This is a genomic window from Acidimicrobiales bacterium, assembly GCA_016794585.1.
Taxonomy (GTDB): Bacteria; Actinomycetota; Acidimicrobiia; order Acidimicrobiales; family DATDAH01; genus JAEUJM01.
The window spans coordinates 76,651-87,323 of sequence record JAEUJM010000047.1; the positions used below are offsets into that span (position 1 = coordinate 76,651).

A 10,673-nucleotide genomic window follows, 5' to 3' on the forward strand; every position below is an offset into this window, starting at 1 on the left:
ACCGGCGCCCCTGCGCGCCGGTCGCCCCACCCGTCGACCGTCCGGACCGCTCCATGCAGATCGTGCTGCTCATCGTCATGATGGGCGTGTTCTACTTCATCCTGATCCGCCCCCAGCAGCGCAAGGTCAAGGAGCACCAGGCGCTCGTGGCCGCCCTCGAGGTGGGCGACGACGTGGTGACCTCCGGCGGCATCTACGGCCAGGTGACCGCCATCGACGGTGAGGTCCTGAAGCTCGAGGTCGCCGACGGCGTCGAGCTCCTCCTCGCCCGCGAGGCGATCGCGGAGCTGGTCGAGTACTCGTCGCCCGACGACGATGACGACCAGGACTAGGCGGGCCCGGCCTTGAAGCGCAAGGGGGTCGGCGGCCTCGTCGCCTTCCTCGTCATCTCCATCGGTGCCTTCGCCGCCGTCATGGTGCTCGGGTACAAGCCGCTGCTCGGCCTCGACCTCCAGGGCGGGGTCTCGGTGGTCCTCCAGCCGGCCAACGACGTCGACAGCGACCAGATCGACCAGGCCATCGACATCATCCGGAGTCGCGTCGACGCGCTCGGCGTGGCCGAGCCCGACATCTCGCGCCAGGGCGACACCATCCTCGTGCAGCTCCCCGGGGTCGAGAACCAGACCCGCGCCCTCGACCTCGTGGGCCAGACCGCAGAGCTGCGCTTCCGGCCGGTGTGCGCCGTTCTCGAGCCCGACGTGAACGCCGCGGCGGCGCAGACCACCACGACCACGGTCCCCGCCGACGGGGACACCACCACGACCGCGCCCGACGCCGCCACGTCCGCCACCACGGTGGCCACGACGGGCTCGTCGGCGACCGACACCACCGAGACCGGGCTCGCCCCGACCGGTGGGTTCGTGCCGGGCGAGAGCGCCGCCGGTCTGCAGACCGACACCACCGACACCACCGGGGCCACTGACACCACTGCTCCGGCCACCACGGCGGCGACGACGGCCACGACGGTGCCGGGCACCACGGCCACCACGGTGCCGGCCACCACCGACGCCGCCACGGGTTGCACCAGCCCGCCCACGGACCTCAACCGCAACGGCATCACCCGGCGGGCCGACGACAAGGCCAACCAGTCGGTCGTGCTGCCCGAGATCGACCCCGAGTGCGATCCCGAGCCGGGCGATCCCGCCAAGTGCTGGGTGGCCCGCTACTGGCTCGGGCCCACCGCGCTGAAGGGCGACGCGCTCAGCGACGCCAACGCCAGCTTCCCCCAGAACGCCTGGGTGGTGAACCCGGTGTTCAAGTCGGGCGAGGACGGCATCGACCAGTTCAACGCCGTCGCCGCCCAGTGCAACACGGCGGCGCCGAGTTGCCCGACGACCCAGTTGGCCATCGTCCTCGATGGCGTGGTCATCTCCGCGCCCCAGATCCAGCAGCCGAGCTTCGAGCGCGACCAGATCCAGATCACGGGCAACTTCGACGAGGGCAGCGCCAAGGACCTCGCCCTGGTGCTGCGCTACGGCTCGCTGCCGGTCGAACTCGAGCCCCAGCAGACCCAGACCGTCTCCGCCACCCTCGGCACCGATGCCCTCCACGCCGGCCTCGTGGCCGGGTTCATCGGTCTCGCCATCGCGACCATCTTCATGATCGCCTACTACCGGCTCCTGGGCGTGGTGGCCATCGTCAGCCTCCTCTCGGGGGCGATGATGCTGTGGACGATCATCGCCTACCTCGGTGAGACCCGGGGACTGGCGCTCACGCTGGCCGGCGTGACCGGCATCATCGTGTCGATCGGCGTCTCCCTGGACTCGAACGTCGTCTACTACGAGCACCTCAAGGAAGACGTGTCCAACGGCCGCACCCTGCGGTCGTCGGTCGAGCGCTCGTTCTCCACGGCGTTCTCCACCATCGTCAAGGCGGACATGGCCTCGATCATCGGCGCCGCCATCCTCTACTTCCTCACCGTGGGCGCCGTCCGTGGCTTCGCCTTCTACCTCGGGCTGGCGGCCCTCCTCGACCTCGTCGCCTTCTACTTCCTGCTCAAGCCGCTGGTGGCGATCATGGTCCGCAGCCGACGACTCGGTTCGCACCCGTCGTGGTTCGGCATCCCCGAGCCCGTCGCGGCGTCGGGCCTCGTCGCGGCAGGTGGCGGGCGGGCGCCCGACGTCGACGTCGACGCCGACGCCGACGATGACGGGGAGGAGGCGCCGTGAGCGGTCTCCGACGCCTCTACCGGGGCGAGAACGACTACGACTTCCGCAAGCTGTGGCGCATCGGCATCCCCCTGTCGATCATCTTCGTGATCCTGAGCGTCGTCTCGCTGGCCACGCGCGAGCTCAACCTCGGTATCGACTTCGAGGGTGGAGGCGTCTGGGAGGTGCCCTCCGAGAGCTTCTCCGTGAGCGACGCCCGCGACGCGATGGGCTCGGTCGACGAGTCCGAGGCCAAGATCCAGACCCTCACCAACTCCTCGGGCGACACCATCGTGCGCATCCAGGCGGGGGCCGAGTCGGTCAACCGCTCCGGCGAGATCACCGAGACGCTCGCCGACGCCGCCGGGGTCGAGGCCAGCGACATCAGCGTCAGCACGGTCGGGCCGTCCTGGGGTCAGAACATCACCGACAAGGCCCTACGGGCACTGATCGTCTTCTTCGTGATCCTGGGGATCTACATCGCGCTCACCCTCGAGTGGCGCATGGCCATCGGTGCGCTCGTGGCCGTGGCCCACGACATCATCATCAGCGTCGGCGTCTACTCGATCTTCCAGCTCGAGGTCACCCCCGCCACGGTGGTGGCCTTCCTGACCATCCTCGGGTTCTCGCTCTACGACACCATCGTCGTGTTCGACAAGGTGAAGGAGAACCAGGCGCGCGTCGGCCTGGCCAACCGGACCACCTACACGGGTCTGATGAACCTCTCGTTGAACCAGACGCTGATGCGGTCGGTCAACACGACGTTCGTGACCATCGTGCCGGTGCTGTCGATCCTGCTGATCGGAGCCGTGCTGCTGGGCGCGGTGACCCTCGAGGAGTTCGGCTTCGCACTGCTGATCGGCCTCGTGAGCGGCGCGTACTCCTCGATCGTCGTGGCCTCCAGCCTCGTGGCCTGGCTGAAGGAGCGCGAGCCCCGCAACCGCACGCTCCGCGAGCGCCTCGAGAAGTCCTACGGCGGCCCCGTGCCCGTCACCGGCATCCGCCACGTCAGCCCGTCGTCACTGCGTGCGGCGGCCACGGCGGGCGTGGGGGCCGGCGGGCCCGCCTCCTCGGGCCCGGCGACCGGTGGCGTGGCCACGGCACGCCCCGCGGCGCCGTCGGCGACGGCCATCCCGCCCCGGCCCCGCAAGAAGAAGAAGCGCTGACGCACCGGTCCGGCCCCCGGGGCGCGGCACGTAGACTGCGTTGATGGCGGTCGACCCTGCGTGGCTCAAGTCCCACATCCGTGACATCCCCGGCTTCCCGAGTCCGGGCATCATCTTCAAGGACATCACGCCCCTGCTGGCCGATGTCGAGGCCTTCCGGGCCACCGTCGACGCGCTGGCCGAGGAGTTCGCCGGGCAGCAGGTCGACCGGGTGGTGGGCATCGAGGCGCGGGGCTTCATCCTCGGCGCGCCGGTCGCCTACAAGCTCGGCGCCGCGTTCATCCCGGTGCGCAAGCCCGGGAAGCTGCCCCACGACACCGAGCACCTCGAGTACGAGCTCGAGTACGGCACCGACACCCTCGAGGTGCATCGCGACGCCCTCGGTCCCGGTCACCGCGTGGTGATCATCGACGACGTGCTGGCGACCGGCGGCACGGCCGCGGCGGCCGCCGGCCTCATCGAGAAGCTGGGCGGCGAGGTCGCCGGCCTCGGTTTCCTGATGGAGCTCGAGTTCCTCGGAGGACGGTCCCGCCTGCCCGACCGCGACATCCGCTCGCTCCTGGCGTACGACTGAACTCGTGGCCACGACCGTCGATCGCGTCCTGCCCTGGCGGCGGCACAGCGTCCCCGCGGCGGTCGAGCTCAAGCCGCTGATCGACACGTTCCGTCGCCACCACCCCAAGGCGTCGACGGCGATGATCGAGGAGGCGTACCGGCTCGCGGCGACGGCCCACGAGGGGCAGTTCCGCAAGTCGGGCGACCCCTACGTGACCCATCCCCTCGCGGTGGCCACCATCGTGGCCGACCTCGGCCTCGACGAGGACACCGTGGCGGCGGCCCTGCTGCACGACGCGGTCGAGGACACCCGTGTCAGCCTCGACGAGCTCGAGCGGGACTTCAGCCCGACGGTCGCGTCGATCGTCGACGGGGTCACCAAGCTGGAGCGGCTGGACTTCGAGACGAAGGAGGCCCAGCAGGCCGCCACCATCCGCAAGATGCTCGTGGCGGTCGCCGAGGACCTGCGGGTTCTCATCATCAAGCTGTCGGACCGGCTCCACAACATGCGCACGATCGCGGCGATGCCCGAGTGGAAGCAGGAGCGCACCGCGCAGGAGACCCTCGACGTCTACGCCCCGCTGGCCCACCGCTTCGGGATGCAGGAGATGAAGCAGCAGCTCGAGGACCTCGCCTTCGCGGCGCTGCACCCCAAGCGCTACGCCGAGATCGACCACATGGTGTCGATCCGGGCCCCCGAGCGCGAGCTGTACCTCACGCAGGTCCTGGAGGAGGTGCGCCTGCGCCTGGGCGAGCTCGGCATCGAGGCGGAGGTCACCGGTCGGCCGAAGCACCTCTGGAGCATCTACGAGAAGATGGTCGTGAAGGGCCGGGACTTCGAGGACATCTACGACCTGGTGGGCATCCGCGTCATCGTGGGCACGGTCAAGGACTGCTACGCGGCGCTCGGGTCCATCCACGGCACCTGGCACCCCGTGCAAGGCCGCTTCAAGGACTACGTGGCCATGCCCAAGTTCAACCTGTACCAGTCGCTGCACACGACGGTGATCGGGCCGCAGGGCAAGCCCCTCGAGGTCCAGATCCGCACCCGGGAGATGCACGGGCGGGCCGAGATCGGCGTCGCGGCCCACTGGAGCTACAAGGACCCGTCCCCGGCCGGCGACGCGGTGTGGCTCAACCGCATCATCGACTGGCAGGAGGAGACGTCGGACCCGTCGGCCTTCATGGCCAACCTGAAGATCGACCTGGACCAGGACGAGGTCTACCTGTTCACCCCTCAGGGCGATGTCGTCACCCTCCCGCGGGGTGCCACCCCCATCGACTTCGCGTACACCATCCACACCGAGGTCGGCCACGCGTGCATCGGGGCCAAGGTGGACGGCCGCCTGGTGTCGCTCGAGACCCCGTTGCGGTCGGGGGCCACCGTCGAGATCTTCACGGCGAAGACGGGCAGCGCCGGGCCGTCCCAGGACTGGCTGAACGTCGTGGTCACCCGTCGCGCCGCGAACAAGATCCGCCAGTGGTTCTCGCAGGAGCGCCGCGAGGACGCCATCGAGACCGGACGCGACGAGGTCCAGAAGGCCCTGCGGCGCGCCGGGGTGCCGGTGCGGACGCCCGCCGCCGCGAAACTCGTCAGCGACGTCGTGGCCAGCCTCAACTACGCCGACCTCGACGCCCTCTACGCCGCGGTGGGCGAGCACCACGTGTCCCCCGAGGCGGTGTCGGCCCGGGCCATGCGCCTGCTGCGGGGCGGGGACCCCGAGCGCGAGGAGCAGCTCCCCACCACGGCTCGCACCCGACGGTCGTCGGTGGACGGCGCCGGCGTGCACGTGGAAGGCCTCGACGACGTCCTCGTGCGCCTCTCCCGGTGCTGCACCCCGGTCCCCGGCGACGAGATCATGGGCTTCGTCACGCGCGGTCGAGGGGTGTCGGTGCACCGGACGGACTGCGCCAACGCCGTGTCGCTCACCGCCGGCCAGGCCGACCGGCTCATCGAGGTCGAGTGGGACGAGGCCCACAGCGGCAGCTTCGTGGCCGCCCTCGAGGTCAAGGCGCTCGACCGTCGGTCGCTGCTGGGCGACGTGTCCTCGGTCTTCGCCTCCTATCAGGTCAACATCCTCGCCTCGAACACGCAGACCACCGCCGACCGGGTGTGCAAGATGCACTTCGACGTCGAGCTCGGCGACCCGTCGCACCTCGACTCCGTGATCAGCACCATCAAGGGCATCGAGAGCGTCTACGACGCGTACCGGGTGCTGCCCCGGGGGTGAGTCCCGGGCGCTCACGACCCGACGGCTCGGAGCGTCGGCGGATGGCCTGCGGGTCCGGAGGGCCGGTCCGGTAGCCTCGGACCCCGTGCCCCGCCCGCCCCGGCGGGCGAGGAGAAGATCACCACCGATGACGACGGCCGTTCCAGCAGCAGGCATGCGCACCGACTACTGCGGTGAGCTCCGAGCCGCCGACGCCGGTCGCGAGGTGGCGGTGTGCGGGTGGGTGGCCACCCGTCGCGAGCACGGCGAGCACCTCGCCTTCGTCGACGTCCGCGACCGCACCGGAGTGGTGCAGTGCGTGGTCGACGGCGCCAACGACCTGCGTTCCGAGTACGTCGTGCGGGTGCGGGGCACGGTCCGCTTGCGCCCCGAGGGCACCGGCAACCCGGCGTTGCCGAGCGGCGAGATCGAGATCGGCGATGCCACGGTCGAGGTGCTGTCCGAGGCCGAGCCGCCGCCGTTCTCGCTGGCCGGCCGGGTCGACACGGACGAGACCATCCGCCTGCGCCACCGCTACGTCGACCTCCGGCGCGACCGCATGCAACACAACCTGGCCGTGCGCGCGACGGTGAACGCGGCAATCCGCCGGTCCATGGCCGACCAGGGCTTCACCGAGGTCGAGACGCCGATGCTGATCGCGTCCACGCCCGAGGGCGCACGCGACTTCGTGGTGCCGTCGCGACTGCGCCCCGGCTCGTTCTACGCGCTGCCGCAGAGCCCCCAGCTGTTCAAGCAGCTGTGCATGGTGGGTGGCCTCGACCGCTACTACCAGATCGCCCGCTGCCTGCGTGACGAGGACCTGCGTGCCGACCGGCAGTTCGAGTTCATGCAGCTCGACCTCGAGGCCAGCTTCGTGGGCCAGGACGAGGTCCTGGCCTTCACCACCGAGGCCGTGCTGTCGGCGGTCGAAGCGGTGACGGGGGAGCGGCCGGGCGCCATCCCCACCATGACCTGGCACGACGCCATGGAGCGTTACGGGAGCGACAAGCCCGATGTGCGCTTCGGGATGGAGCTGGTCGAGCTGACCGAGCTGTTCGCGTCGACCGGGTTCAACGCGTTCAAGGCCCCGTGCGTGAAGGGGATCCGGGTGCCCGGCAAGGCGGACACCACCCGCAACCAGCTCGACGCCCTCACCGACGACGCCAAGCGCTACGGCGCGAAGGGCCTCGTGTGGATGAAGGTCGAGGCCGGCGGCGCGGTGAGCTCTCCGGTAGCCAAGTTCTTGTCCGACGACGAGCTCGTCGGCCTGTCCTCGGCGCTCGACGCCGAGGAGGGTGATCTGTTGCTGCTCGTCGCCGACGAGCGGCGGACGGTGCAGCACGTGCTCGGCCTGCTCCGCTTGGCGCTCGGGCGCCCGCCGGTCACCGAGGGCGGGCTCCACTTCCTCTGGGTCGTCGACTTCCCCCTCTTCGAGGGACTCGACGACGCCGGGCGGCCGGTGTCGGCCCACCACCCGTTCACCATGCCCAACCTCGAGGACCTCCACCTGCTCGACGAGGGCGGCGAGGCCCTCCTCGGCATCCGCTCGCAGTCCTACGACCTCGTCCTCAACGGCTGGGAGCTGGGCTCGGGCTCGGTCCGGGTCCATCGCCCGGACATCCAGACCAAGATCTTCGCCGCCCTCGGGATCGCCGCCGAGGAGGCGCAGGCGAAGTTCGGTTTCCTGCTCGACGCGTTCCGGTACGGGGCGCCGCCCCACGCCGGCTTCGCCGTCGGCCTCGACCGCCTCGTCGCCCTGCTGGCCGGCGAGGAGAACATCCGCGAGGTCATCGCCTTCCCGAAGACGCAGTCGGGCACTGATCCCCTCACCTCGGCGCCGACGCCCATCGATGCCGACCAGCTCACCGAGCTGGGCCTGCGCCTCCTGCCCCCCAAGGCCTGATCCGGGCCCCGACGGGCGACGGTCAGAGCCGGAGCTCGAGGACCACGTCGCCCGGCGAGGTGGTGGGGAAGGCCGAGCGCTTGCCCGACAGCTCGTCGTGGGGTCGCTCGTGCAGGACCACGGTGATGCGGTCGGGGCCCCGGGTGGCCATGACCGTCACCGGGCCCATCGGGGTGATGGCGTAGCCGAGCGCCTCGAGGGCCGACGCGAAGGCCTCGCCGACGTCTTCTGGTTGGTACCCGGATGTCACCAGCAGGAGCTCACGCTCGCCGAGGACCCGGCCCTCGACGGAGGTGAGGGGGAGCAGGTCGCAGGGCATGGTGATGCCGGCGAGCGCCTCGATGAGGGTGGTCGCCGGGGGCAGGTCGGTCCGCCGCGCCGGGGCGACGGACGCCGGTGACGGGGCGGGCGTGACCGGTGGCGTCGGCGGCGCCGGGTGGGGGACGAGCGGAGGCCCATCGGCGGGGGAGGGGCCCGGCGGCGGTCCCCAGTCGACCCGGTGCGCCCGGTCGGTGTCGTCGGCGCGGACGATGGTGGCCCGGCGGCTGTTCCTGGTGGCGATGCGGTAGATGAGGATGCCGACCGACACGAGCAGCCACACGTAGAAGAGCACGACGAGGGGGGTCGGCACGCTCACGATCGTGGCACACCGGCGTCGCCGGCCCCGGCGCGACGGGCCGCGGGTACCCTCCGCCGGGATGGCTGACGACCTCTTCGGTGCCGCGGCGGACGAGCGGCTCCGCCGCACCGCGCCGCTGGCCGACCGCCTCCGGCCCGCCTCGCTGGACGACGTGGTCGGCCAGGAGCACCTGCTGGGGCCGGGTCGGCCGCTCCGGGCGCTGGTCGAGGCCGACCGCCTCTCGTCGGTGATCCTCTGGGGGCCACCCGGGACGGGCAAGACCACCCTGGCCCGGCTGATCGCGGCGCGCTCATCGAAGACCTTCGTGGCCCTCTCGGCGGTCACCGCCTCGGTGAAGGACGTGCGGGAGGTGACCGCCGCGGCACAGCACCGCCTCGGCGAGCGCGGCCAGGGCACGATCCTCTTCCTCGACGAGGTCCACCGGTTCAACAAGAGCCAGCAGGACGCGCTCCTGCCGTCGGTCGAGACCGGCCTGCTCGTGTTGGTGGGGGCCACCACGGAGAACCCCTACTTCGAGGTCAACCCGCCGCTGCTGTCGCGCTCCACGCTGTTCCGCCTCGAGCCCCTCGACGACGACGCACTGCACCGGTTGCTCGAGCGTGGTCTGGAGGCCGAGGGAGCGACCGCGGACGAGGAGGCCCTGGCGCTGCTCGTCCTGCGCTCGGCCGGCGACGGCCGCCACGCGCTCACCGCACTGGAGGTGGCGGTCGCGCTCGCCGGCGAGCGGGCCCGGTCCGCGGGTGGCCCGCCCCACGTGGCCGTGGCCGACAGCGAGGCGGCGCTCGACACCAAGGCGCACCGCTACGGACGCGACGACCACTACGACGTGGTCAGCGCCTTCATCAAGAGCATCCGGGGCTCCGATCCCGATGCCGCCCTCTACTGGTTGGCGCTGATGCTCGCCGCCGGCGAGGACGCCCGCTTCATCGCCCGCCGGCTCGTCATCCTCGCGTCGGAGGACGTGGGCCTCGCCGATCCGCAGGCACTGGTGGTGGCGGACGCCGCGGCCCGGGCGCTCGAGTTCGTGGGCCTCCCCGAGGCCAAGCTCAACCTGGCCCAGGCCACCGTGTACCTGGCCGCCGCGCCCAAGTCGAACCGCGTGACCGTCGCGCTCGGCCGAGCCGAGGCCGACGTGCGCGACCAGCCCCGCGGCGACGTCCCCGCCCACCTGCGCGACGCGCACTACCGCGGCGCCGCCGACCTCGGCCACGGTGCGGGGTACAAGTATCCTCACGACGACCCCCGTGGATGGGTCCGCCAGGACCACCGGCCCGAGCACCTGGCCGGACGGGTGTACTACGAGCCGTCGCCCCACGGGGCCGAGGAGGAGATCGCCGAGCGCATGCGCCAGCGAAGCGAGCCGGAGACCGGGGGGAAGTCGTGAGCGGGGCCGAGGTCGCCGCCCTCGTCGTCGCGGTCGCCGCGACGGTCGCCCTCTGCCTGCTCGTCGCCGTGGTGGTGTGGCTGGCGCGTGCCGTCCGGGCCCTCAACGTCGAGGTCGACCACCTGCGCCGCGAGACCGCCGCCACCGTCGCCGCCCTCGTGGACGCCGTGGGGCACGCCGAGGCCGAGATGGACCGCACCGACGGCCTGCTCGACGCCGCGGAGCGCATCACGGCCGCCGCCGAGGCGCGCGCCCGGCTCACCACCGACGCCCTGTCCACGCCGGTGATCAAGGCGCTGGCCCTCGCCGCCGGCACCAACCGCGCCGCGCAGCGCCTGCGCCGCACGAGCTGAGGCCGCCGTGCTGAAGCGCCTGCGCTGGTTCCTGATGGGCATGGTGGCCGGGGTGGCCGGCACCGTGTGGGCCTTCGCCTACGGGCGCCAGAAGGTGCAGGAGCTGACGCCCGCGCACGTGGCCGGCGAGCTGGCGACGAGGGCCCGCTCCCGGCTCGACGATGCGAAGGACGCCCTCTTCGAGGCCCGCCTGGCCATGCGGGAGCGCGAGGCCGAGCTCCGGGCCGGGTTGGAGGGCGATCCCGCGCCCGGGTCCTCGGTGCGGGCCATCACCGTCAAGTCGTCCCCGAACTGACCGGCGCGCCCCGTACATTG

10 protein-coding genes are annotated in these 10,673 nt (G+C 71.6%); 9 read left to right on the forward strand and 1 reads right to left on the reverse strand.

All coding sequences use genetic code 11. From position 1 onward, the window contains the following. Positions 1-53 precede the first annotated feature (53 nt). The 6 genes from yajC (at position 54) to aspS (ending at position 7,981) form a co-directional block, all read left to right on the forward strand. Positions 54-332, forward strand: coding sequence for a preprotein translocase subunit YajC (gene yajC / locus JNK12_24145; protein ID MBL8779039.1), 279 nt, complete (start codon positions 54-56; stop codon positions 330-332). A gap of 12 nt (positions 333-344) precedes the next feature. Next, a complete protein-coding gene (secD, locus tag JNK12_24150; GenBank protein MBL8779040.1) occupies positions 345-2,168 on the forward strand; it encodes a protein translocase subunit SecD in 1,824 nt (607 codons plus the stop codon). After that, positions 2,165-3,313 (forward strand): protein translocase subunit SecF, encoded by a 1,149-nt coding sequence (gene secF, locus JNK12_24155; protein ID MBL8779041.1) that lies wholly within the window; start codon positions 2,165-2,167, stop codon positions 3,311-3,313. Before secD ends, secF begins: the two co-directional genes overlap by 4 nt. A 43-nt stretch (positions 3,314-3,356) precedes the next feature. Beyond that, entirely contained in the window at positions 3,357-3,887 is a 531-nt protein-coding gene (locus JNK12_24160; protein MBL8779042.1) for an adenine phosphoribosyltransferase, read from the forward strand. A 4-nt stretch (positions 3,888-3,891) separates the two neighbouring features. Beyond that, a complete protein-coding gene (locus JNK12_24165) occupies positions 3,892-6,099 on the forward strand; it encodes a bifunctional (p)ppGpp synthetase/guanosine-3',5'-bis(diphosphate) 3'-pyrophosphohydrolase (protein MBL8779043.1) in 2,208 nt (735 codons plus the stop codon). 154 nt (positions 6,100-6,253) lie between these two features. Further along, a complete protein-coding gene (aspS, locus tag JNK12_24170) occupies positions 6,254-7,981 on the forward strand; it encodes an aspartate--tRNA ligase (protein MBL8779044.1) in 1,728 nt (575 codons plus the stop codon). A gap of 22 nt (positions 7,982-8,003) precedes the next feature. Here the strand turns inward: aspS and JNK12_24175 are convergent, their stop codons facing one another. After that, positions 8,004-8,612: a hypothetical protein gene (locus JNK12_24175; protein ID MBL8779045.1), complete on the reverse strand. Its 609-nt coding sequence runs from the start codon at positions 8,610-8,612 to the stop codon at positions 8,004-8,006. Positions 8,613-8,679: 67 nt separating this feature from the next. Between JNK12_24175 and JNK12_24180 the strand changes: the two genes are divergently transcribed. Genes JNK12_24180 through JNK12_24190 form a run of 3 tightly spaced genes read left to right on the forward strand, consistent with a single transcriptional unit; the run spans position 8,680 to position 10,653 of the window. Next, the gene (locus tag JNK12_24180; protein ID MBL8779046.1) at positions 8,680-10,005 is read left to right on the forward strand and encodes a replication-associated recombination protein A; all 1,326 of its coding nucleotides are present in this window, start codon (positions 8,680-8,682) and stop codon (positions 10,003-10,005) included. Then, positions 10,002-10,358: a hypothetical protein gene (locus JNK12_24185; protein MBL8779047.1), complete on the forward strand. Its 357-nt coding sequence runs from the start codon at positions 10,002-10,004 to the stop codon at positions 10,356-10,358. Before JNK12_24180 ends, JNK12_24185 begins: the two co-directional genes overlap by 4 nt. A 7-nt stretch (positions 10,359-10,365) precedes the next feature. Next, positions 10,366-10,653 carry a hypothetical protein gene (locus JNK12_24190; GenBank protein MBL8779048.1) on the forward strand — a complete coding sequence of 96 codons (288 nt, stop codon included), beginning with the start codon at positions 10,366-10,368 and terminating at the stop codon, positions 10,651-10,653. Positions 10,654-10,673: the final 20 nt, after the last annotated feature.